This window comes from Chitinilyticum litopenaei DSM 21440 (assembly GCF_000428145.1).
Classification (GTDB): Bacteria; Pseudomonadota; Gammaproteobacteria; order Burkholderiales; family Chitinibacteraceae; genus Chitinilyticum; species Chitinilyticum litopenaei.
In genome coordinates, this window is the sequence record NZ_ATZJ01000002.1 from 84,707 (window position 1) to 107,335 (window position 22,629).

Genomic DNA, 22,629 nt, shown 5'->3' on the forward strand with positions numbered 1-22,629 from the left:
TTCTAGCGGCGCTCTGGATGCCGGCTTTCGCCGGCATGACGAGTTACTGAGCTGGCTACCTAATCAAGACCAGATTTACCACAGAGACACAGAGGTCACAGAGCAGACCAGGCATGCTCCCTTCTGTGATTCAATTTTTCAGCGCCCGGCAGCGGGCTGGTGGCGAAACGCCCAGAGCTTGCTGCCGGCAAAATTCCAGAACAGGCAGATGCCGGTGACCAGCAGTTGCGCCCACCAGTGCGGCCAGACCAGCTGGGTGGCCAGCAGCCACATCAGCCCGGTATTGAGCAGCCAACCTGAGCCGGCGATCACGTAGAACTTGCTGGCAGCCTCCAGATGACTCTTGCTGCTGGCGAAGGTGAAATGGTAATTCAGCAGGTAGTTCACCACCGAGCCCAGCAGATAGCCCAGCCCCGAAGCCAGATCGGGGCGCCAGCCCAGCACATCGGCACCGACAAACAGCACCGCATACTGTGCCAGGGTACCCACCCCACCTACCAGCGCGAACCGCAAGAACTGCTTGAGCCCTGGCGACATACCCCCCTTGATCATGGGCGACGTACCCACAGGCCGACGCGCTGGTCCGGATTGCCCTGGAACTCAATCCACGCATACTGGCCGCCAATCGCCTGATTGACCAGCGCCCAGGCGCCGGGCACGGCATTGTGGTCACGGTAATTCCAGACGATGTATTCAACCTTGTTGGCGAGCAGCCAGTCGGACGCATTGGGCAAGGTGCCGGCGTAGAACTGGCGGATCTGTTCCTTCAGCGCCCAGGCCTGGCCGACACTGCCGTGCCAGGTCATCAGGTGCGATGGCCAGCCCAGCAGATTGGGCTTCACGGCAAACACCGCATAAATGCCCGAATCGGTGTAGGCGTCGCCATACCAGTTTTCCAGCACGATGCCATAGGGCGCCTTTTCCAGGTAGCGGAACATGTCACGCACCGTGGCGTCGCGCGTGTACAGGCCATGCGCGTGCAGCTTGCCCAGATCGCCCTTGCCGGTGTAGATCCAGTAGCGCGCCACATCGTAGGCGTAGATATTGATCAAGAGCAGCGAGCCCACCGTCACCCAGCGCACCCACTTCTTGGCGCTCATCAGCAGGGTGACACTCATCGCCACCGAGGCGCCGGTCCAGATCCAGCCCCACCACTTCATCGTGGTATTGGTGCGGTCGTAACGGCCACCGGTCGGATCGTCGACGTAGATGATTTCCGAAATCGCCAGCAAACCAAGGAACACCACCGAGAACAGCAGCGCAATGCGGCGCGTTTCCTTCTGCCACACGCCCAGGGCGGCAAACAGCAGGATGGGCCAGTGCACGGCGATAAACTGCATCAGCGGCGTGTGGTTGTACGATTCGACCAGCTTGATCGGCGTCGCCAGCGATTTGGCGGTAAAACCGGCCAGGAAGGGGTACAGCAGCAGGAAGCCGCCAATGCCGCCCGCCAGCAGCGCCGCCCAGTTCGGCGGCTGGCGATTCATGTAGCGCCAGGCGATCCAGCCCAGCACCAGCGCCCCCTGCAGCGGGAAGGTCCAGGTGTTGGTGGCGATCATCACCGGCACGGTGAGCGCCAGCAGCGCCTCATACACAAAGGTCGATTCAGCCGGCTCTGCCACGCCGCCGTCTTCCGCGCGCCTCGCCGGCCTTGCCGTCTCAATGGCTCCGATGGCGGCAATCGCCAGCAGCAAGAGGAAGAAGCCGCCCAGTGGCGGGTGATAGTCGCCGACATAGAACTGGTAACCGAAATCCTCGCCGGGCAGCTCGCGCGGCTCCCAGCTCGGGCTGGCCTGCTTGGGGAACACGCGCTGACCAAATTCGGTATTCAGGCGCTGATCCAGGAGGCCGATGAAACGCTGGCTGGCCCACATGCCGTCGTTGGCATGGTTGACCATGTCCTGCTCGCTGGCGTTCGCCGGCGCCTTGTAGGACAGATGAACGAAGGGCGTGGCGCCGGTGCCGCCGAAGGTCAGCGTCAGCACCACCAGCCAGCGCAGCCAGGCCTGCTTGAGGAAGCGCGCGGCGAAATCCCAGGCCAGCGTGATCGGCAAGGCCATCAGCAGCGCAAAGGCCACGTTGTAGGTCAGCCCCGGGCCCATGCCGAAAATGCGCCCCATCAAGGCCGCGCCGTAATGCTGGAAGGCATAGTAGAAGTCGAACTTGTTCGGCGGGAACCAGTGATCCAGCGGCGGCAGCTGCGCGCCCGGCAGGTAGTTGCCGATGAAGAACAGGTCGGTGACGCGCTCGGAGGTCGGATAAATGACCGGAAACGCCCACTTCCACGCCATGCCGTAGGCAAAGGCCAGCACGAAGACCAGCTCGGCGCGCCAGAAGGCCAGCTCACCCAGGCGCTTGCGCTCGGCATACAGCAGAAAGACGGCTGCTGCCGTGGTCAGCGGCCAGGCCCAGGCCAGCTTGCCCAGTCCGACAAAATGCTCGATGAAGAAAAACAGCAGGCAGAACAGCAAAATGCCGGCCGATCGCGCCAGGGCGAAGGATGGAATCCAGCGACTCATCAGCGTCGTGAGCCCCGCCACATTCACCAGCAACAGCAGGAGCGTAAAGAGGTAATAGATCAGGTTCATGGTTGTCTCGGTTCTGAAAGCTTAGCGCGCGCTGCGGCGCTCCCAAATGCCGGCCTCCTGGCCGCCGTTCTGATAGAAGGGACGCCAGTGGTAGTCGCGGCCGATCTGGATATTGATCTGCTGGCGCACGCCGGCCGTGCGCACATCGTCACCGAAAGTCCAGACGATGTAGCGCACCTGGTGCTTGTCGAGCCAGCCCAGCGGATCGGCGAGCTGGCCACGGTAAAAGGCCCGCACTTCGCCGGTGAGCTGCGTCACGAAGCTCGGCTGCCCGCGCCATTGCGCGACATGATCGGACCAGCCGAGCAGCACGCCCTTGCCGGCATTGAGCGACAGCGCCGAGGTGGCCGAATAGGCGCCATGTTCGACGGCCTCCAGCACCACGCCATCCGGCGAATTCTTCAGGTGCGTGAGCATGTTGCGGCTGATTTCATCCTGCTTCAGCCAGCCGTGGCCCGCCATCTGTCCCTTGTTGGGCTTGTCCGAATGCAGCCAGTACGACGCAATCGGCAGGGCATAGCTCAGCGAGGCGAACATCACTAGCATGGCCAGAACGCGCACCGGCAGCGCGCGCGCGGCCAGCGCGACGCTGCCCAGACCCACCAGCGCCGCCGGCCACAGCCAGGACCACCACTTCAGCGTGGTATTGAAGCGCTCGTACTTGCCGCCCATCGGATCGTCGACATAGATCATTTCCGACATCAGCAGCAAAAAGGCCAGCGACAGGGCCAGCCAGCCAGCCCAGCGCTGCTGGCGCCGCATGAACACACCCAGTGCCAGCAGAATCAGCAGCGGCCAGTGCATCGCCAGGAAAAAACGCCAGGGCGTATGGTCGGCCGCCTTCACCCAGGCCACCGGCGCCGACAGCGAGGCCGGAGCAAACTGGCTGAAGAAGGGATAGATCAGGGCAAAGCCCAGCAGCAAACCGCCGAGCAGCGCCGGCCACTCGTTGGCCAGCGTGTGCCGGCGGTGGATCAGCCAGAAGCCCAGCAGCAGGCATTGCAGCGGAAACACCCAGGCATTGGTCACCAGCACCAGCGCCGGCGTCATGCCCAGCGCAATACCCGGCAGCATATCCGCCCACACCCTTTTCTGCTCTTTGGCTACGGGCACATACCCCTCCTCGGGAGTGGGGTCTTGCTCCGGTTGCGGACGCTGGCCGCGCAAGGTCAGCGCCAGGGTGAACAGCAGCAGCACCAGGCCGCCCAGCGGCGGGTGATAATCGCCCAGATGGCTGAGATAGGCCACGGTTTCCAGCGGCAGCTCGCGGTTTTCCTTGAAGAAATAGCCACGCGGATCGCCAGCCACGGCCACGCCCAGCGGGGTATTCACCCGCTCGTCGAACATGCCGGAAAAGCGCGTACTGGCCCAGATGCGATCAACCGCCTGCTGACGGGCATCCACCTGCGGGTCGGCCTTGACCATCAGCGGCATCAGCGGTGCCAGCCCGTTACCGCCCAGCAACAGGGTCGCCACCACCAGAGCGCGGGCCCAGCGCTGGCGCAGGAAATGGCTCGCGACCTCCCAGGCCAGGCTAGCCAGAAAGGCAATCAGCAAGGCCCAGCCCAGGTTCATGGCCAGACCGGCCTCCAGACTGAAGAGGCGCGCGAGCAGCGCGGCGCAGTAATGCTGGAAGGCATAGTAGAAATCGAACACGCCACCGGCCAGCCAGTGATCCGCCGCCGGCAGCGTCTGCCCGCCCAGGTAATTGCTGATGAAATACAGGTCGGTGAGTTTTTCCGAACCGGAATCAATATTGGGAAAGGCAAAGCGCCAGGCAAAGCCATAGGCAAAGGCCAGCCAGAACACCAGCTCGCCGCTCCAGAACGCCCGCTGCGTGCGCCAGTCGCGCAAGCGCCAGATGGCCAGGCCGGAAGCCAGTGTGGTCAGCGGCCACAGCCAGGACAGACTGCCCAAACCGTGCAGATGCTCGATGGCGAACAGCACCAGGGTGATGAAGAGTACCGCCAGCAGCCGGGAGCTGGCACTGCCGCGCTCGCCGCCCGGCAGGCAACGCTGCATGGCCGCCGTCAGCCCGGTCAGATTGAACAGGACGAGCGCGGTCGTCAGCAAGAGATAGATCAGATGCACGCTTACAACTCCCTCCATCGCCACCCGGTGCGGACCGGGAATGCCATTCCGCGGCCAATGTTCGCCCAAGGGCATGATTTTATGTAGTGAGGCGGGCCATTCTACGTAACAGCGATTTGCCGGAGCAAGACTTCCTTACAATTTTCCGCCAGACGCGACAGTATGCCGGCAATCCGTGACGTTCACCATTTCACCTTTGCGAATTCAAGCCGGATTGTCCTGCGCCATTCCTGCGTGACCGCAAGCAAAATCGCGCCCTGGCAGGCAGGGATGCAAAAAAACAACGGCGTCCAAAGCAGTGCAAAACACTCACCACAACGGTGCAACGCAACATGAAACGATGCTGCAACAGGGATTTAGCGCCCATCCGCCTTGTGTGCATTGCACCATCTGCACGCTATATAAGAATTCTCTAAATTAATCACGGATGTAGTCGAAATTTTTTGCATACAAAATGATTGACAGCCGAAATACATTCTGTAAAAAATACGCCCACACCAAACGACAAGCACTTGAATTCCAAATACTTTAAACAGGAATTCAATAGCTTTTCCGGTGATTGCAAATTGCTTACACAAAATATACGCAGCCAGACCAGGCGAGCGAAGACGCACAAAATTAGCCGCTTATTAACCGGGCGGACATAAAAAGCAAGGCAATCAATCGGCTGGTGTAAAAACGTCGGCAAGTTCTGGATGAAGCTTGCCGGTCAATGCCGGGGTTACAAGAAGCCGCCCCGCAAAAACAGGAAGATGAGGAAGCTCTAACATGAAGAAGTTCCGCCTGGCCGTACTGCCGGCCGCTCTCGCACTGGTCTGCTCCGTCGCTTTCGCCGCTCCGCAGTGGCAAGAAGGCAATACCTACAATGCCGGTACCGTTGTCACTTATAACGGCAATGATTACAAGGCTCTGGTTACCCACACCGCTTATGTAGGCACCAACTGGAACCCGGCGTCGAGCCCGACCCTGTGGACCCTGGTAGGCACCGGCACCGCTACCCCGACGCCGACCGCTACCGCTACTCCGACGGCCACTCCGACCACTACCGCTACTCCGACTGCCACTCCGACCGTCACCGCCACTCCGACCGGCTCGGCTGGCTGCTATGACGCCTGGAAGTCCGGCACTGCCTACACCGGCGGCCAGAAGGTTACCTATAACGGCCGCAACTACGAAGCCAAGTGGTGGACCACCGACACTCCGAGCAACAGCGAATGGGGCCCCTGGAAGGATCTGGGCGTTTGCGGTACCACCGGCGGCACTCCGACCCCGACTGCAACGGCCACTCCGACTGCTACCCCGACCGCAACTGCCACTCCGACCGCCACCCCGACCGCAACCGCTACGCCGACTGCGACTCCGACGGCTTCGCCCACCCCGACCCTGCCGCCGCCGACCATCACACCGACCATCGTTCCGACCCTGCCGCCGGGTGGCGAAGTAGCTCCGCCGGCCGAAGCACAGGTTGGCTCCTACTTCACCCAGTGGGGCGTATACGGTCGCGACTATCAGGTTGCCGACATCATCAGCAACGGCACCGCCAATCAGCTGACCTTCATCAACTACGCCTTCGGCAACATCTATCCGAAGAATGGCGGCTACGAGTGCGGCATCATCAACAAGCTGGAAAGCGGCAATGGTGATGGCGGCGACGCCTGGGCCGACTTCGGTCTGACCGCCAAGCGCCGTGTCGATCCGTCCGACACCATCAAGTGGGACGACAAGCTGGCCGGCAACTTCCGCGAATTCGTGGCCTACAAGAAGAAGTTCCCGAACACCAAGCTGTTCATTTCGCTGGGCGGCTGGACCTGGTCCAAGTACTTCTCCGCAGCGTCGATGACCGATGCCCTGCGCAAGCAGCTGGTCAAGTCGTGTATCGACATCTATATCAAGGGCAACCTGCCGGTCGTTGACGGCCGCGGTGGTCCGGGCTCCGCAGCCGGCCTGTTCGACGGTATCGATATCGACTGGGAATTCCCGGGCGTACAAGGCGTGGGTTACAACACCGTATCGCCGGCCGACAAGCAGAACAACACCCTGCTGCTCGCCGAATTCCGCAAGCAACTGGATGAGCTGGCTGTCAGCACCGGCAAGAAGTACTACCTGACCGTGGCCATCGGTGTCGGCAAGGACAAGATCGACATGACCGAGCCGCAGGCGTACAGCAAGTATCTCGACTGGATCAACATGATGACGTACGACTTCAACGGTGGCTGGGCGGCACAAGGCCCGACCAACTTCCAGTCGCACCTGTATGCTGATCCGGCCGATCCGACCTACAAGTGCTCCGGCAAGGCTGGCGACACCTGCTTCGGCGACCGCAGCCTCGTGTCCTTCTACAACGTGAACGACTCCGTCAACCAGCTGATCAACGCTGGCGTGAACCCGAAGAAACTGGTTCTGGGCGTACCGTTCTACGGCCGTGGCTGGACCAATGTCGCCAACGCCAACAACGGTCTGTACCAGACTGCCAATGGCGCGGCTCGCGGCACTTATGAAGCCGGCATCGAGGACTACAAGGTACTGAAGAACGCTCCGGGCAATGTGTTTGTTCACCCGGTGACCAAGCAGTCCTGGAAGTTCGACGGCAGCAACTTCTGGTCTTATGACACTCCGGAAGTCATCCAGACCAAGATCGACTACCTGAAGTCCAAGGGCATGGGTGGTGTGTTCAGCTGGTCGCTGGATGGCGATGACAGCGCCGGCACTCTGGCCAAGGCCATGGGCAAGGTTCGTCAATAAGCAGTCTTGACGCCTGAAAAACCCTCCCGGCGACGGGAGGGTTTTTTTTCGGTTTTCCTGACTGACAACGCAATGCAATCATTCTGAAAAAAGCCCCCTGCAGCGACCAGGCCGCCTTGGCGCAAACCCGCGTCAATTCAGGCTTTGCACCGAAAAAAACCTTGCCACGGAAGCTGACAGGCAGTTAGCATGGGATATCCGGGTTCGTCGTCGTGCGAGCCTTTGCGCGCCCTGAATAACTGTTCGAGATGGCCATGCAAACGAAACAAAAACACATTCATTCCCTGCGCGGCTTCACGCTGCTTGAATTGCTGGTCGTACTGCTGATCATTGCCCTGCTTGCCGGCTATGTCGGCCCCAAGCTGTTCGGCGAGGTCGGCAAGGCCAAAACCAAGACCGCCATGAGCCAGATGAAATCGATCGCCGGTGCGCTCGACCAGTATCGTCTCGACAATGGCCGTTATCCGAGCACCGAAGAAGGCCTCGCGGCACTGACCAAGAAGCCTGCCAGCGCCAGCAACAAGTGGGCCGGCCCCTATCTGATGAAGGATGCGCCGAACGATCCGTGGGATCGCCCCTATGTCTACAAGGTGCCGGGCGACAACGGCCGTGATTACGAGCTGCTGAGCTACGGCCTCGACGGTCGCGCCGGCGGTGAAAGCGAAGACGCCGACATCAGCTACTGGCAGTAAGCCGGTTTCCAGCAGGATCAGTTCCCCTTTCCATGCGTTTCCACGTCAAAGCCCTCGTCAAAGGCGTCATGCAGGAGCTCGAAGTCGAAGCTGGCAACGAGCAGGACCTGCGTGAACAGCTGCGCCAGAAAGGCATGCAGCTGATCGCCGCACGCCCGGCCGCCCGCCTGCGACTGAGCCTGGGCGAGAAGGGCTTTCAGCTCTCGCTGTTTACCCAGGAGCTGATCGCCCTGCTCGACGCGGGCCTGACACTGATCGAAGCGGTGGAAACCCTGAAGGAAAAAGCCGGCACCGACGGGCACGGCGCGGTGCTCAACCGCATGATCGAAAGTCTGTACCAGGGCCTGCCACTCTCGAAAGTATTGGGCCAGATGCCCGAACACTTTCCTCCGCTTTACATTGCCACGGTGGGCTCGGCGGAAAAGACCGGCCACCTGGCCGATGCGCTCAAGCGTTACCACCACTACGAAAGCCGCCTGCAGATGGTGCGCAAGAAAATCGTGTCGGCACTGGTCTATCCGATGGTCATCATCACCATCGGTGGCGCCATCATGCTGTTCCTGCTGTTCTATGTGATTCCCAAGTTCAGCCAGATCTACGCCTCGATGCGCAATCTGCCCTTCGCGGCGCAGGTCATGCTGTGGTGGGGTGAACTGGTGCACCAGCATGGCCTGCTGCTGTTTGGCGGCATCATCGCTGCCATCGCGGTGGTGGTCTTGCTGCTGCGCTCCCCCGCCGTCAAGTCGCGCATCAAGGAAGCCTTCTGGCGACTGCCCAAGGTGGCGCAATACCAGCGCCTGTTTGCCCTGACCCGTTTCTACCGCACCGTGGGCCTGCTGCTCTCGGGTGGCCTGTCGATCGTCGCGGCGATGGAACTGGCGGCGCAATTGCTGCCCGCCTCAATGAAACTCGCTTTGACCCAGGCAATCACCGACATCCGTACCGGCCAGTCACTGTCGGCGACCCTGCCGCGCTATGGCCTGACCACGCCGGTTTCCGAGCGCCTCTTGCGCGTCGGCGAGCAGAGCGGCGAACTGGCCACGATGAGTGAACGCGCCGCACAGTTCTGCGACGAAGAAGTAGAGCGCGCCATCGAAATGTTCACCCGCCTGTTCGAGCCCATCCTGATGCTGGTGATCGGCGTACTGATCGGCACCATCGTCTTCCTGCTTTACATGCCCATCTTCGAGCTGGCTGGAAACATGCAATGAGCGCCCTTACCCTCGATTTCATTCTGGCGCTGCGGCAAAACTCGGAAGGGAAAGAACTCCCGCCGCTGATTGCCCAGTTGCTTGGCCTGGATGCCGCCGCCTACGTGCGCGAAGTTTCAGCTTTGCTTGGCATGCCCGGTTTTGTGCGCGCCGACCTCGAAAAGCTGACGCTGCGTTACGACATCCTGGGGTTTACCGATGCAGCCTCCCGCCTGTGTGTCGTTGCCGAGCATCCCCAGGGGGGGTATTGGTTTATCGTTGCGGATCCCTTTGATCCGCTGATCCGCAACTGGGCCATGCAGCACCTGGGCGTGCCCTTCAGCATGGCGTTCGCCTTCCACGACGATCTGCGCAACTTTTTCACCGAGCTGGAAACCTCGCATCGGGCGATGGACCAACTGGCCGTCAGCGAGGCCGGCGAGGCCAGTACCGACGGCATTCCGGAAATCTCGCTTGCCTCGCTTGCCAAGGACAGCAACCCCGTCGTAAAGCTGGTCAACTCGACCCTGTACGACGCGCTGAAGTCGAAGGCCTCCGACATCCACATGGAAAGCACGCCGCAGGGCCTGACGATCAAGTACCGCATCGACGGCGTGATTCTCGGTGCCGGCGGCGCCAACGGTGTGGAGACGGCCGAGCAGGTGATCTCGCGGCTGAAGGTGCTGGCCGACCTCGACATTTCCGAACATCGCATTCCGCAGGATGGCCGCTTCAAGGTGCTGCTCAATGGCCGCGAAGTCGATTTCCGCGTGTCCATCATGCCGTCGATCCACGGCGAAGACGCCGTGCTGCGTATTCTCGACAAGCAAAGCACGAGCAATTCCTTCACCAAGCTGCAACTCGACATCCTCGGCCACGAGCAAAGCACGATGGCCGCCATCCGCTCGCTGGCGCGCGAACCCTACGGACTGCTGCTGGTTACCGGCCCGACCGGCTCGGGCAAGTCGACAACGCTGTACGCCACGCTATCGGAAATCAATACCGGTGATGAGAAGATCATCACGATTGAAGATCCGGTCGAGTACCAGCTGCCCGGCATTCTGCAGATTCCGGTCAACGACAAGAAGGGCCTGACCTTCGCGCGCGGCCTGCGCTCCATCCTGCGTCACGACCCGGACAAGATTCTCGTCGGCGAAATCCGCGACGGCGAAACCGCGAACATTGCCGTGCAGGCCGCGCTGACCGGTCACCTGGTACTCACCTCGGTGCACGCCAACAGCGTGTTCTCGGTGCTCGACCGTTTCATGCACATGGGTGTCGAGCCGAACTCCTTTGTCGATGCGCTGATCGGCGCCGTTGCCCAGCGTCTGATCCGCAAGATCTGCCCGCATTGCATCACCGACGATTACCCGACCAATGAATTGCTCGAGCAGTCCGGCCTCTATCCGGCCGATGTGCGGGGCTGGACGTTCCGCAAGGGGGCAGGTTGCAATCATTGCCGCAATACCGGCTATCTGGGGCGCAAGGCCATTGCCGAAGTGCTGCGGCTCAACGACGAATTGCGCGAAGCCATCGCCAGCCGGGCGCCCGCCGTGCAGGTCAAGCAGATGGCCGTGCAGTCGGGCTTTCAGTCGATCCGGCAGGTAGCCCTGCTGTCGGTCGCGCGCGGCGAAACCACTTTGCAGGAAGTCAATCGTGTCACCTTTGTTGATTAAGCATACGATCTGGCTCAACGGGCACGAGTGCCACATGGTCAGCCATGCGCTGGGCAAGCGCACGCCCGTCTGGCAGGGCAGCCAGCAGCTCGACCGCGAAAACCAGCTGCTGTTGACGCAATTGCAGGATCTGGTCGATACCGCGCCGCGCGGCAAGCTCGGTCAGGACTCCGTCCATTTCGTGCTCGGCGCACCGCTGGTGCGCCACACCATGCTCAGCTGGCAGGATAATCTGCGCACGCTGGATGACTGGAAGGGTTACGCCAGCGTGCTGTTTGCCCAGCAATACGGCGTGGACATCAGCCAGTGGCGCATCCAGATCGCCGAGGAAGGCTATGGCCGCCCCCGGCTCGCCATCGCCATGGATGAATTGCTTTACCAGACCATTCTCGATGTCGTGCGCAATGCCCGGCTGCGCCTGCAAGGTGTCGAGCCGCTGCTGGCCCAGGTCGTGAACCGGCATTTCCGCCAGCTGAAGCACACCGAATACGCCCTGCTCATTCTGGAGCGGCAATTTGCCCATGTGGGTTTCTGGCGTGATCGGCAATGGCAATCGGTGAGCTGCCAGCCCTTCCAGGCCGGCAGCACGCTCAAGCGCGAGCAACTCTCCGCCCTGCTGCGCGACACCGCCATTCTCACCGGCCAGCCGCTGCCGGCCGAGGCCTACCTGAGCGCCGTCGATATCGATGCCAGCGACGTGGACGTCCATGCCGACGGGCTGATCTGGCTGGGCGCCCCCCTTCCCCAGTTCGCCAGTCCGGAGCCGCTCGCGTGAAGCCGCTTTTTCTTGACTTCCACCGCTCGCGTCAGGTCGTTCCCTGGCTGGGCCTTCTGCTGATTGCCGCCGGTACGGTTGCCATCCTTTCGGTCATGACCCAGCTGGATGTGGTCGACCAGCAACGCATCCAGCTGCTGCAGGACGAAGAAGACCTTGAGCTGAAATTGCGTCGCGGCCAGGCGCAGCAGCAATCCGAAGAAGCCTCCTCGCCGGCCACGCGCAAGCAGATCGATGCCCGTCTTGCACAGCTGCTGTCGCCGCAGCCGCTGCTGGCTACCGTCGAAACGCACTGGTCCGCCGATGTGGCCCTGCTGAAACTCGACCTCGACACGACAGCGAAGGATGTGAAGCTGGATCTGGAAGCCCGCAATCTCAACGACCTGCTGCTGTTCATCGACCGGCTGGAAGCAGACCCCGGCGTTGATCTCGTAACGCTGGCCCGCAGTGCCGCCAAGCTGGGAGACCCGCACCGCGCCATCACTGCAGCCGTGGAAATCAGCTGGCGCAAGGCCTCGGCCGCCGCCGCTGCGGCGAGTACCCCCGCCTCACAGCCGGCCTCGGCTCCGGCTGCGCCACAGGGCAATGCCGCGGCCAGCGCTGCGGCTGCCGCCAGCAAGACCACTCCGGCCGCATCGGGGGTGACGCGATGATCAACAAGGCCCAATTCCAGTGGTATTTGCGCCAGCTGCCGCGCTATGGCGGCCTGCTTGCACTGATCGGCCTGGTCCTGCTGGGACTGGCCGGGACACTGTATCTGCAGAAACTGGAGCCTGCCCGCAAGGCGCTGCAGGATCGCGAAGAGGAAATCAGGCGCAAATCCGCCCAGCTGCGCACGCTGGTCGTCAGCAGCAAGGCCAGCGCCGCCATCGGCGAGGTGCCGCTGAACCAGCCGGAAACCTACACCTTTTTCCTGCGCCGCCTGAATCAGCTCAACGAAAGCCACCAGATCAATCCGAGCCAGATGGACTACAAGACGGCGCTGGAGCAGGAAGGTCATTTTGTCCGCTACAGCCTGCAATTCGGTGCCACGGGCACCTACCCGAAACTGCGCGACTGGCTGGATGCCGTACAGGGCATTCCCGGCGTACGGGTTGAAGTGGTGAACATGAGCCGCAGCCAGATCGCCGAAGAGCAGCTGAGCGTGCAAATCCAGCTCTCCTACCTGACGGAGGTGCGCTGATGCTGTCGCGTCCATTGCAGCTGGTGCTGCTGATCACCGCAGGCCTGGTGGGCTACACCTGGTGGCAGGAAAAGCAGCACGATGAAGCCGCTGCCGAGCTGGAAACGCCTGCCCGCCGCGCGCCGAAGCGCGCCGAAGCGCCGCCCCGCGCCGCTTCGGCGGCCAGTGCCGCCAGTGCGGCGGCAATTCAGAAAGGCAGCCCGGTCGCCAGCGCCGCCAGTGCCGTAGTCAACCTGTTTCCGCGCCAGACCTGGGCGCCGCCCCCTACCCCCACACCGGTGCCACCGCCGCCGCCCCCGCCGTCCGCGCCACCACTGCCGTTCGTCATGGCCGCCAGCTGGCACGAGAACGGCATCGACCAGTTCATCGTCGAAGCCCAGGGCCAGCAGTTTGTGCTCTGCGAGCAATGCAACAGCGTCGGCCGCATTCGGCCGGGTGATACCGTTTTGGGCGTCTACCGCCTCGACAGGGTAAGTCGCGATCTGATCGTGTTTACCTATCTGCCCTTGAATCAGCAGCAACAGCTGCCCACCGGAGGAACGCCATGAAGCGTGCCCTGATTTATTCGATGCTCAGCGTAAGCATCCTCGCCGGCTGCGCAGCCGAAATGGCGCGCAAGGAAGGCGAAGACCTGATTGTCCAGGGCGACCCGGAAACCGGGCTGCGCCTCATGCAGGACAAAGTGGCCAGCTATCCGGACAACATCCCCCTGCGCACGGCCTTCCAGACGCAGCTGAACCAGCATCTGCTGCGGCTGCTGGCGGAAGGTGATGCTGCACGCAATGCCGGCAACAGCGCAGTGGCCATCAGCAAATACCAGCAGATTCTGGCCTGGGCGCCTACCAACGAGCGGGCCCGCGAAGGCGCGCGCCTGATCGAGCTGGGCGTGCGTCACGAGTCGATGCTGAAGTATGCCAACGAGATCAAGCTGACCCAGCCCAAGGAAGCGCTGACCATTGCCCGCCAGATCCTGCGCGACAACCCGGGCAACCAGCAGGCCAAGGCGCTGGCTTACCAGATGGAAGACAAGCTGTCGCGACAGTCGCTCAAGCCTGCGCTCTCGGCCAATCTGCAAAGTCCGATTTCCCTGCAGTTCCGTGACCAGCCGCTGATCAGCGTGTTCGAAATCATTTCGCGCGCGGCCGGCGTCAACTTCATTTTCGACAAGGATGTGCCGCCCAACCTGAAGGCTACGGTCTTTGCGCGCAATACCACCGTCGAGGATGTCATCAACCTGCTGCTGACCACCAACCAGCTTGATCGCAAGATTCTCAACGAAAACACCATCCTGGTATTCCCGAAGCGTCCGGACAAGGACCGGGACTACAAGGACCTGTCGCTGCGCACCTTCTACCTGAACAACGCCGACCCCAAGCAGGTGCTGGCGATGATCAAGCAGATGCTGAAAACCCGTGACGTCTACATCGACGAGCGCCTGAACATGCTGGTGATGCGCGACACGCCGGAGGCCATCGCCGTGGCCGAACGCCTGATCGCCGCGCAGGACATTGCCCAGCCCGAAGTGGTGCTCGAAGTCCAGGTGCTGGAAGTCAATGACTCCGATGTGCTGGATCTGGGCATCAAGTATCCGGCTTCGGTCAGCGGCACCGTGTACGGCACCGGCTTTGACGACAAGCGTATTGCCGGCCAGGTCATCCTTGACCAGATCGGCAGCCTGAACAAGGGTGACGTGCTGGTGAACCTGGGCTCGCCCACGATCACGGCGAATTTCCAGCAGCAGACCGGTCGCGGCAATCTGCTGGCCAATCCGAATATCCGGGTTAAGAACAAGGAAAAGGCGAAAATCGTCATTGGTGACCGCGTGCCGGTGGTGACGACGACCAACTCCAATGGTGTCGTCTCGGAAACCATCAACTACCAGGATGTGGGCCTGACGCTGAATGTCGAACCGTCGATCAGCAACGAAGGCGACATCGGCGTGAAGCTGACACTGGAAGTCTCCAACATCACGCGTACCATCACCACGTCGACCGGCCTGCTGGCCTATCAGATCGGCAACCGCCGCGCCGAAACCAATTTGTCCGCGCGCGATGGCGAAACGCAGGTTCTGGCTGGTCTGCTCAATCGGGTGGAGAAGAATGAAGGCAGCGGGCTGCCCTTCCTGAGCAAGGTGCCCTTGCTGGACCGCATCGCCGGCACCAAGAAAACCGAAAGCACCAAGACCGAAATCATCCTGATGATCACGCCGCGCATCGTCAAGGGCCTGAATGTGCCCTCGCCGCACATCCTGGACTTCGAAAGCGGCACCGAAGGCAGTCTGACCACCGAACCGCTGAAACTGCGCAGCGCCTCAACGGTGAATGTGAGCAGCAGCGGCGGCGGTGGCACCTATGTGCCGCCACCGGCGCCGGTGCCCACACCGGTTCCGCAACCCGTGGCCGTCACACCGCCACCGGCCCCCGCACCGACGCCCGCCTCCAGCCAGCCACAGTTCGGCGCGGTCACCACCGGCACGGCGCCAGCTGAAGCGCCGCCTCCCACACCGACGCCCGAACCGAACAGGTCCTACGGTGGCGGCATGGGTCGCCGCTGACGGCATGCGCGCCGCCATGTCCCAGCAAACCGGCTTCACGCTGATCGAGCTGATGGTCACGCTGACCATCCTGGCCGTGCTCGCCAGCGTGGCGCTGCCGCTTTCGCAAATTGCCGCCACACGCAATCGCGAGGAAGACCTGCGCCGCGCACTGTGGCAGATTCGCGAAGGCATCGACAATTACAAGAAGGCCAGCGATGAAGGCCGCGTGCGCAAGAATCTCGATGATTCCGGCTATCCGCCGACGCTGGAAGCCCTGGTCGAAGGCGTCAAGGACAGCAAGGACCCGGCCGGCAAGAATATCTACTTCATGCGCCGCATTCCGCGCGACCCCTTCTGCGACTGCCCGACGCTCTCCAACGCCGAAACCTGGGGCAAGCGCAATTACGCCAGCCCGCCCGATTCGCCGGAAGAAGGCACCGATGTATTCGACGTGTATTCCAAATCCGGCGGCACCGGCCTGAACGGTGTTCCCTATCGCGAGTGGTAAACGATGTCCAAGCCGCATTCCCTGCGCCGCGCCGGCTTCACGCTGATCGAATTGCTGGTGGTGCTCGCCATCATGGCCAGCCTGCTGACCCTGGTGGTACCGCGCTATTTCCAGCAGACCGACCGGGCTGCGGAAACGGTGCTCAAGCACAATCTGGTCGCCGTGCGCGACGCCATCGACAAGTTTTACGCCGACACCGGCCACTACCCGGCCAGCCTGCAGGAGCTGGTTGACCGCAAATACCTGCGTGAAATCCCGCTCGATCCGGTCAGCAACAGCCGCGACACGTGGATCATCGTGCCCCCCGATAGCGGCTCCGGAGTGTATGACATCAAGTCCGGCGCCAACGGCAGCGACAAAGATGGCAAGCCCTTCAACACGCTGTAGCCTCCGGCACGCGCAGCAGGGCTTCGCCTATGGCTGGGTACTGATGCTGGTGATGGTGATGGGGGTGTATCTCGCCCAGATCGGCGAAGTCTGGCAGACCAAGAACCAGCGCGCCAAGGAAGCCGAGCTCATGCGCGTGGGCGATGAAATCCGCCGGGCGATCAAGGCCTACACCGAGCAGAACACCGGCAATGGCCCGCAATACCCGCGCGAGCTGGCCGATCTGGTCAAGGACCCGCGCCTGCCGGTCACCAAACGCTATCTGCGCCGCGAGTACAAGGACCCGCTTACCGGCGAAGACTGGCAGCTGATTCCGGCGCCGGGTGGCGGCTTCATGGGCGTGTACAGCAAATCAACCGCCAGACCGCTGAAGCAGGACAATTTCCCGCAGGAGTATGCCTCCTTCAAGGACAAGCCAAGCTTTGCCGACTGGCGCTTTGCCTGGTGGCCGCAGGGCAATAGCGGTCGGCGGTGATGGTGTGAGGTCTGCGCAACAAGGCGTGAGGCCTTCAAGAGGACGCGTGAGGCGTGAGGCGTGAGGCGTGAGGCGTGAGGCGTGAGGCGTGAGGCGTGAGGCGCACTATACTCACACCCCTATTGCTCCACAAGCAAACACCACCAATGGCCATGGCTATATACCCAAGCCCTCATATCTGCCCGAGGAACCAGTTCACGATATAGAAGTGATCCTCGAACAGCTCGGCCTCCATGCGCTGGAATTCGTAGAGCGGCACCCATTTGGCGCGATCCGCATCATCACTGCCACGCACCTTGGGCAGCCCCTCGGCGGTGGGCGCCAACTCGATCAGATAGGCATGCGTGATCGTGCGCCCGCGCAAGGAGCGGCGCGGGTGATCAAACACCCGGCTCGCGCGGATCGACCCGGCCAGCACCGGCGCGGGAACCTTGAGACGCGTTTCCTCGCGCAACTCGCGAATCGCCGCATCGCGGATCGGCTCGTTCTGGTCAACAAAGCCGCCCGGCAAGGCCCATAGCCCCTTGCCCGGCAGGTTCTTGCGGCGAATCAGCAGGATGTGGCCGGAGTGGATGACGACCGTATCAACGGTGACAAAGGTCGGCGGATAGGGCGCCAGCGCCCAGGACTGGCGAAAGGCCTGCACGAAACGCCACTCTTCTTCGAGCTGGCGGTAGATCTCGGACTTGCGAAAATCATCCAGCCAGGCAAATACCGGCGCCGGCAGCTGCGTCGCACACTCGGCAAAACCGGCCCCTGCCTTGTCCCACAGCGCCCAGCGGATGCTTGAAGCCTGGATGCCCGGCACTTCGGGCACTTCCACGCGCTGCCACTGCGGAAACAGGTCAAGGTAATACGAGGCCTTGCTCTGCCCGCAGCCGATCATGCCAACCCGGAAGCCGGTCGCGCGCTGCTCGACACTGGCCGTGTCCACCGCCACCACCTTGTCGACCAGGCTTTGCACCTCGGTCACCCACTGCTGATCGTTGTACATGCGATCCGAGCAGCCGACGACGAACACGCGCGCCTGCTCGTCCGGCGTCAGCGCCGCGCGGATCAGCTGCTCGCGCTCGACCACATTGAAGGGGTTACGCGGACTTCTGGCCTGCCGCGCCGAGCCGCAGATGATGATGAGCTTGGCCGCCTGTGCCAGCGCCTGGCGCACCACGGCCAGGTGGCCGGCATGAAAGGGCTGGAAGCGGCCGATGAACACCAGATAGTCGAATTGCATGGTTTAAACACCCATTAACCACAGAGGCACAGAGGACACAGAGAAAAACGCAGACTCTCTGTGTACTCTGTGCCTCTGTGGTGAGATTACTTTACTGGTAGTAGCGCTTTGAGAAATCGAGCATGCGCTCGATCGGCAGGCGCGCGGCCTCCATCAGCTCCGGCGTCAGGTAATCAATCTCAATGCCACCCTCGCCACGTTGTGCACGCTCGACCGCGGCGATGGTGTTCATCTTCATGTACGGGCAGGAATTGCACTGGCAGCCGGCGTAAATCGGCGCCTGCTGGATGTTCAGGTCCGGACGGGCCTGGTGCATGTTGTAGAGGATACCGTCCTCGGTCGCGACAAAGATCGCCGCGTCGGGCTCCTTGTCGAAGGTCTTGATCCAGTTGAGCATGCCGGAGGTCGAGCCGACATAATCGGCCTGCTGCAGCACCGGCAGCGGGGATTCCGGGTGCGCGATCAGGTATTTGGCCGTCGTCACCGCGGCAAAGGCTTCATCCAGCGCTGCTTGATTGAACTTGTCGTGCACTTCGCACACCGCCGACCACAACGGCATGTCGTAGCCGTACTGGAAGTTCAGATACGCGCCCATATTGCGGTCCGGCGAGAAGATCACCTTCTTGCCCTCGGCATAGATGCTGGCAATGAGGTCATCGACGTTGCGGCTGGTGCAGATCCAGTCCGACAGCGCCTTGTGCTCGGCCGAGCTGTTGATGTACGACACGTGCACGTAATCGGGGTGTTCTTCGCGCCATTTTTTCAGCGCAGTGACATCGGTTTGCGTCACCAGCGAACAGGTCGAGCCGGAATCGGGAAGAATGACTTTCGCGCCCGGGTTCAGAATCTTGGCGGTTTCGGCCATGAAACGCACGCCGGCAAAGACGATGACATCGGCGCCGCATTCCTTGGCATACAGGGACAATTCCAGGCTGTCGCCGACCTTGTCGGCCATCTGCTGGATTTCGGGATGGGTATAGTAATGGGCAAGCGTGACCACTTTGGCCATGGGAATTCCTCCGGGCAAGAATGGGCGGGCTATCCCGCACCAGGCAACGCCCCTGCCCGCTCCAGCAAAGAACGCGGCAAGGACAACAGGGCATGCCCTCGACAACCGCACTGCGAATCCCGCAGCACCTAGGCATCACGCGATGATACGCCGATTTGCCGCTCGCCACAGCCCCGCCAGGCCAAGGGCAATGCTGGCGCAGCCCGGCGAGCCGCTGTCGCACACACGCTGCGCCGCAACAAGAATCCGTGACCGTTTGTCACCCGCTGACCATAATGCAAGGATTGCCACGGATCACACGGAGCCAGCCTTGAAACCGCATATCCAGCCCTTCTTCCCGCCGCAACGCACGCTGATGGGGCCCGGCCCCTCCGACGTCTACCCTTCCGTGCTGGCCGCCTGCGCCAAACCGACACTGGGCCACCTCGACCCGCTGTTCGTGGGCATGATGGATGAAGTGAAACAGCTGCTGCAGTACGCCTTCCAGACCAGAAACGAGATGACGCTGGCCGTGTCGGCGCCCGGTTCGGCCGGCATGGAAGCCTGCTTCGTCAATCTGGTCGAGCCGGGCGAAAAGGTCATCGTCTGCAGAAATGGGGTATTCGGCGAGCGCATGCGCAGCAATGTCGAACGCATCGGCGCGGTGGCGGTGACGGTCGACGATGACTGGGGCAAGCCGGTGGACGTGCAGAAAGTTTCTGACGCCATCAAGGCCAATCCGGATGCGAAATTTCTCGCCTTCGTGCACGCCGAAACCTCGACCGGCGCGCGCTCGGATGCGAAGGCGCTGTGCGCGCTGGCGAAAGCGCACGGCCTGCTCACCATTGTCGATACCGTTACCGCGCTGGGCGGCATCGAATTGCGCGTCGACGACTGGGGCATCGATGCCGTGTATTCGGGCAGCCAGAAATGCCTGTCCTGCGTTCCCGGCCTGTCGCCGATTTCCTTCTCGCCGGCGGCGGTCGAAAAACTGAAAGCGCGGAAGAGTCTGGTGCAGAGCTGGTTCCTCGACCAGACGCTGGTCATGGGCTACTGGGGCAATACCAGCGGCGCCAAGCGCAGCTACCACCACACCGCGCCGGTGAACGCGCTGTATGCACTGCACGAAGCGCTGCGCCTGCTGGCCGACGAAGGCCTGGAAAATGCCTGGGCGCGCCACGCCATGCTGCATACCGAACTGCGCGATGGCCTCGCCGCCCTTGGCATCGAATTCGTGGTGGACGAGCCTTACCGTCTGCCGCAACTGAATGCCGTGCACATCCCCAGCGGCGTCGACGATGCCGCCGTACGCAGTTGGCTGCTGAACGACTACAACCTGGAAATCGGCGCGGGTCTGGGTGCGCTGGCCGGCAAGGCCTGGCGCATCGGCCTGATGGGCTACGGCGCCCGCCGCGAGAATGTCGCGGTGCTGCTGGGGGCGCTGGGTGAAGTGCTGAAACAGTGATAGCCATACACCCATATGCCCACAGCCTTTTAAATGAAAGGGTTGTGGGCATATACCCAAAGAAGCCACCTGATTAGGCAGCTAGCTCAGCAAAACCCAGTTCATCATTCCGGCGCCAGCCGGAATCCGGCTGCAATGCCTGTTCGAGCGGCGCTCTGCATGCCGGCTTTGACCGCAGGGAATCCCCGAGGGACGCCCGCATGACGAGTTGCTGAAAATTGCCCTGATGGAATCATCACCTGAGATTTGAAAATGCACGCCCTGACTGCAGGCTGTTCAAACACGCATCATCAACGAGAAAAGCATGAGTGATTACCGCCAACAATTGCTGAACAAGCTGCTCGCTCTGGACGAAATCGATAGCGAGCATTTACCCGTGGTCACGCTGGACGAGTATTTCACCGGCAACGAACAGGAAGAATCGATCGCCCCGAATCAGTGGGAGTTTGGACGCCCCTCCATTCGGGAACTGCATGCACATTTCAGCCAGATCCAAGCCCGCGATGATGTCCAGTGTGTCCTGGTTGGCCTGCATCAGGACTGGGGGATGGCCCTGGAGAATGACGGGGACTGGCCTGCCGCCGAGAACATCCACATCATTTCCACGGCACCCGCACACATCGCCGAACAATGGGCAGAAGGACTCGAATCAGACGGCATCGGGGTAGGCTGGCCATATGGCAAACATAGTGCGGCGCCAGAGCCGAAAAATGGCGCTCAGGTCTATACCGTCTTCTGGGACTGAGTCCCTGCTCGCTCTCCTCATTTGGATCAGAACATTTGGATCAGAACATCATGCGCTGGCTTACCGACACTCCCGCCCTTCCTGATGAAACAGCCGCCCGCGCGGCCATCCAGTCCCGCATCACCGCATGGTGGAATGCCTTCGAGCGTGACCACGCCCGAATCAACGCCCTCTTCAGTGGCAACAGGGATCCGGAAGCCGATCTCGCCAGACGGATGGAGACTGAATTTGATCTCCCGTCCTGGATGCAGACTCACCTCAGTTCAATTCATGACGGTATCTACTGGGAATTCGGCCCGGCCATCCGGCAGCCCGGACACCGCCTGGCGATTACAGCCGAGGATGATCTGGCGCTGCGCCCGCTGATCAGCGCCATTCTGGAAGCCGCCCCCAAGCTGCCGGGCTGGGAGTTCTATCCCGAGCGCATTGCCGAATCCGCCGAACAGGTCAGGCTGACGGTCGAGGCACGCACCAGCGCGCCGTTCGGCGTTGTCGGAATCGCCTTTGTTCCGGGGGAATGGGGACGCATCGATGCTCGCATCCAGATCACCGAGGAGCTCGCCGCCGATACTGAACTAGCCGACGAGCAAGCCTGGCTGACTCTGCTGACTTTGCTGGGCGAGCATGCCACCTTTGACTGGTTTGGCTATTTCGACTTGTTCACCGAAGGTGATGACTTCATGGAGCTGGATGCAGCCCAAAGTCACTGGCATGCACTGCAGGCAGAACGCCGGGTAGCCATTGCCCCCGTGCCCAGGCAGACCCGTGATGATCAAACGGGATGCGGCGTTTACGAGCTCAATCCAGATGCCGCCGACGATTACCCGAAACGCCGGGATCTGCTGGTCGGCATTTACACCCGGCAGGAACTGGTCGACCCGCTGGTGCGAGAACGTGACTTCCACTCACCCAGGCTGCTCCCCGCCGGCCATCTGTTGTGCTATCTGAAAATCGACGGCAGCGAGGGACTGGACGACAGCGAGTTTGCCGATCGCGGCGAGATTGAAGACGCCGTCACACAAGTGCTGGAAGCCAGTGGTTACGGGATTGTCTGTGGCGGCGGCACCGGCCTGCGCTACAGCTATATCGACCTGATCCTGAACGACTGGCGTGCCGCCGTTCCGCTATTGCGCCAGCGCCTGCAGCAAGGGCGAATCAACCCGCGCAGCTGGTTGCTGTTCGCCGATGCGGCGCTGGACAAAGAATGGATTGGCATCTACGACCACACACCCAGCCCGCCGCGTGAGGAAGCACAACAGGGCTGCGACGCCTGAGCCGGAATAGGATGCCGTGCTGGCGCGGATCGGCCGCGAGGAAGTGCAGCACCGTCTGGCCTGATGGGTATACGCTTTGATGC

The 22,629-nt window shown here is 61.8% G+C and carries 20 protein-coding genes; 15 read left to right on the top strand and 5 right to left on the bottom strand.

Annotated features, from left to right (window positions below; translation table 11 throughout):
- Positions 1-138 precede the first annotated feature (138 nt).
- The 3 genes from C515_RS0102335 to C515_RS0102345 are packed head-to-tail and all read right to left on the bottom strand — an operon-like array spanning position 139 to position 4,679.
- Positions 139-552 carry a GtrA family protein gene (locus tag C515_RS0102335; protein WP_308417116.1) on the bottom strand — a complete coding sequence of 138 codons (414 nt, stop codon included), beginning with the start codon at positions 550-552 and terminating at the stop codon, positions 139-141.
- Complete coding sequence (locus C515_RS0102340; protein WP_028454213.1) at positions 549-2,588, bottom strand: DUF2298 domain-containing protein; 2,040 nt, start codon at positions 2,586-2,588, stop codon at positions 549-551. The genes C515_RS0102335 and C515_RS0102340 overlap by 4 nt, the downstream gene beginning before the upstream one ends.
- Before the next feature lie 21 nt (positions 2,589-2,609).
- The gene (locus tag C515_RS0102345; RefSeq protein WP_028454214.1) at positions 2,610-4,679 is read right to left on the bottom strand and encodes a DUF2298 domain-containing protein; all 2,070 of its coding nucleotides are present in this window, start codon (positions 4,677-4,679) and stop codon (positions 2,610-2,612) included.
- Between the two features lie 768 nt (positions 4,680-5,447).
- Here C515_RS0102345 and C515_RS0102350 point away from each other — a divergent pair.
- The 12 genes from C515_RS0102350 (at position 5,448) to C515_RS0102405 (ending at position 16,843) form a co-directional block, all read left to right on the top strand.
- Entirely contained in the window at positions 5,448-7,421 is a 1,974-nt protein-coding gene (locus C515_RS0102350) for a glycosyl hydrolase family 18 protein (protein ID WP_028454215.1), read from the top strand.
- Positions 7,422-7,675: 254 nt separating this feature from the next.
- Positions 7,676-8,113 (top strand): type II secretion system major pseudopilin GspG, encoded by a 438-nt coding sequence (gene gspG, locus C515_RS0102355; RefSeq protein WP_043647849.1) that lies wholly within the window; start codon positions 7,676-7,678, stop codon positions 8,111-8,113.
- A 32-nt stretch (positions 8,114-8,145) separates the two neighbouring features.
- Positions 8,146-9,324, top strand: coding sequence for a type II secretion system F family protein (locus tag C515_RS0102360; RefSeq protein ID WP_028454217.1), 1,179 nt, complete (start codon positions 8,146-8,148; stop codon positions 9,322-9,324).
- Entirely contained in the window at positions 9,321-10,979 is a 1,659-nt protein-coding gene (locus C515_RS0102365) for a GspE/PulE family protein (RefSeq protein WP_028454218.1), read from the top strand. The genes C515_RS0102360 and C515_RS0102365 overlap by 4 nt, the downstream gene beginning before the upstream one ends.
- A 34-nt stretch (positions 10,980-11,013) precedes the next feature.
- Positions 11,014-11,754, top strand: coding sequence for a hypothetical protein (locus tag C515_RS22210; RefSeq protein WP_051304550.1), 741 nt, complete (start codon positions 11,014-11,016; stop codon positions 11,752-11,754).
- A complete protein-coding gene (locus C515_RS22215) occupies positions 11,751-12,407 on the top strand; it encodes a PilN family protein (RefSeq protein ID WP_051304551.1) in 657 nt (218 codons plus the stop codon). The genes C515_RS22210 and C515_RS22215 overlap by 4 nt, the downstream gene beginning before the upstream one ends.
- Positions 12,404-12,937, top strand: a complete 534-nt coding sequence (locus tag C515_RS0102380; protein ID WP_028454219.1) for a hypothetical protein — start codon at positions 12,404-12,406, stop codon at positions 12,935-12,937. Before C515_RS22215 ends, C515_RS0102380 begins: the two co-directional genes overlap by 4 nt.
- Positions 12,937-13,485, top strand: coding sequence for a hypothetical protein (locus C515_RS0102385; protein WP_028454220.1), 549 nt, complete (start codon positions 12,937-12,939; stop codon positions 13,483-13,485). The genes C515_RS0102380 and C515_RS0102385 overlap by 1 nt, the downstream gene beginning before the upstream one ends.
- Positions 13,482-15,491, top strand: a complete 2,010-nt coding sequence (locus tag C515_RS19185; RefSeq protein ID WP_051304552.1) for a secretin GspD/PilQ domain-containing protein — start codon at positions 13,482-13,484, stop codon at positions 15,489-15,491. The genes C515_RS0102385 and C515_RS19185 overlap by 4 nt, the downstream gene beginning before the upstream one ends.
- 16 nt (positions 15,492-15,507) lie before the next feature.
- On the top strand, positions 15,508-15,981 hold the full coding sequence (locus C515_RS0102395; protein ID WP_028454221.1) for a type II secretion system protein: 474 nt from the start codon (positions 15,508-15,510) through the stop codon (positions 15,979-15,981).
- A gap of 3 nt (positions 15,982-15,984) precedes the next feature.
- Complete coding sequence (locus C515_RS0102400) at positions 15,985-16,368, top strand: type II secretion system protein (protein WP_028454222.1); 384 nt, start codon at positions 15,985-15,987, stop codon at positions 16,366-16,368.
- Complete coding sequence (locus C515_RS0102405; protein ID WP_028454223.1) at positions 16,343-16,843, top strand: membrane protein; 501 nt, start codon at positions 16,343-16,345, stop codon at positions 16,841-16,843. The genes C515_RS0102400 and C515_RS0102405 overlap by 26 nt, the downstream gene beginning before the upstream one ends.
- Before the next feature lie 172 nt (positions 16,844-17,015).
- Here C515_RS0102405 and C515_RS0102410 read toward each other — a convergent pair whose 3' ends face one another.
- Together C515_RS0102410 and nadA are read right to left on the bottom strand one after the other, a co-directional pair.
- On the bottom strand, positions 17,016-18,074 hold the full coding sequence (locus C515_RS0102410) for a bifunctional nicotinamide-nucleotide adenylyltransferase/Nudix hydroxylase (protein ID WP_028454224.1): 1,059 nt from the start codon (positions 18,072-18,074) through the stop codon (positions 17,016-17,018).
- Between the two features lie 91 nt (positions 18,075-18,165).
- Positions 18,166-19,083, bottom strand: coding sequence for a quinolinate synthase NadA (gene nadA, locus C515_RS0102415; RefSeq protein ID WP_028454225.1), 918 nt, complete (start codon positions 19,081-19,083; stop codon positions 18,166-18,168).
- A 310-nt stretch (positions 19,084-19,393) separates the two neighbouring features.
- Here nadA and C515_RS0102420 point away from each other — a divergent pair, with 310 nt between their 5' ends.
- The 3 genes from C515_RS0102420 to C515_RS0102430 all read left to right on the top strand — a co-directional run bounded on the left by C515_RS0102420 (position 19,394) and on the right by C515_RS0102430 (position 22,546).
- Positions 19,394-20,527: a pyridoxal-phosphate-dependent aminotransferase family protein gene (locus tag C515_RS0102420; RefSeq protein ID WP_028454226.1), complete on the top strand. Its 1,134-nt coding sequence runs from the start codon at positions 19,394-19,396 to the stop codon at positions 20,525-20,527.
- Between the two features lie 304 nt (positions 20,528-20,831).
- On the top strand, positions 20,832-21,272 hold the full coding sequence (locus C515_RS0102425) for a YfbO family protein (protein ID WP_043647809.1): 441 nt from the start codon (positions 20,832-20,834) through the stop codon (positions 21,270-21,272).
- Positions 21,273-21,322: 50 nt separating this feature from the next.
- Entirely contained in the window at positions 21,323-22,546 is a 1,224-nt protein-coding gene (locus C515_RS0102430) for a hypothetical protein (RefSeq protein ID WP_144290306.1), read from the top strand.
- Positions 22,547-22,629 lie beyond the last annotated feature (83 nt).

Coding starts and splice junctions, on each gene's coding strand:
- C515_RS0102395 (WP_028454221.1), top strand. CDS start 15,508: ATGTCCCAGCAAACCGGCTTCACGCTGATCGAGCTGATGGTCACGCTG.
- C515_RS0102380 (WP_028454219.1), top strand. CDS start 12,404: ATGATCAACAAGGCCCAATTCCAGTGGTATTTGCGCCAGCTGCCGCGC.
- C515_RS0102425 (WP_043647809.1), top strand. CDS start 20,832: ATGAGTGATTACCGCCAACAATTGCTGAACAAGCTGCTCGCTCTGGAC.
- gspG (WP_043647849.1), top strand. CDS start 7,676: ATGCAAACGAAACAAAAACACATTCATTCCCTGCGCGGCTTCACGCTG.
- C515_RS0102365 (WP_028454218.1), top strand. CDS start 9,321: ATGAGCGCCCTTACCCTCGATTTCATTCTGGCGCTGCGGCAAAACTCG.
- C515_RS0102360 (WP_028454217.1), top strand. CDS start 8,146: ATGCGTTTCCACGTCAAAGCCCTCGTCAAAGGCGTCATGCAGGAGCTC.
- C515_RS0102350 (WP_028454215.1), top strand. CDS start 5,448: ATGAAGAAGTTCCGCCTGGCCGTACTGCCGGCCGCTCTCGCACTGGTC.
- C515_RS0102405 (WP_028454223.1), top strand. CDS start 16,343: ATGGCAAGCCCTTCAACACGCTGTAGCCTCCGGCACGCGCAGCAGGGC.
- C515_RS0102430 (WP_144290306.1), top strand. CDS start 21,323: ATGCGCTGGCTTACCGACACTCCCGCCCTTCCTGATGAAACAGCCGCC.
- C515_RS0102335 (WP_308417116.1), bottom strand. CDS start 552: ATGATCAAGGGGGGTATGTCGCCAGGGCTCAAGCAGTTCTTGCGGTTC.
- C515_RS0102400 (WP_028454222.1), top strand. CDS start 15,985: ATGTCCAAGCCGCATTCCCTGCGCCGCGCCGGCTTCACGCTGATCGAA.
- nadA (WP_028454225.1), bottom strand. CDS start 19,083: ATGGCCAAAGTGGTCACGCTTGCCCATTACTATACCCATCCCGAAATC.
- C515_RS0102385 (WP_028454220.1), top strand. CDS start 12,937: ATGCTGTCGCGTCCATTGCAGCTGGTGCTGCTGATCACCGCAGGCCTG.
- C515_RS0102340 (WP_028454213.1), bottom strand. CDS start 2,588: ATGAACCTGATCTATTACCTCTTTACGCTCCTGCTGTTGCTGGTGAAT.
- C515_RS0102410 (WP_028454224.1), bottom strand. CDS start 18,074: ATGCAATTCGACTATCTGGTGTTCATCGGCCGCTTCCAGCCCTTTCAT.
- C515_RS19185 (WP_051304552.1), top strand. CDS start 13,482: ATGAAGCGTGCCCTGATTTATTCGATGCTCAGCGTAAGCATCCTCGCC.
- C515_RS22210 (WP_051304550.1), top strand. CDS start 11,014: ATGGTCAGCCATGCGCTGGGCAAGCGCACGCCCGTCTGGCAGGGCAGC.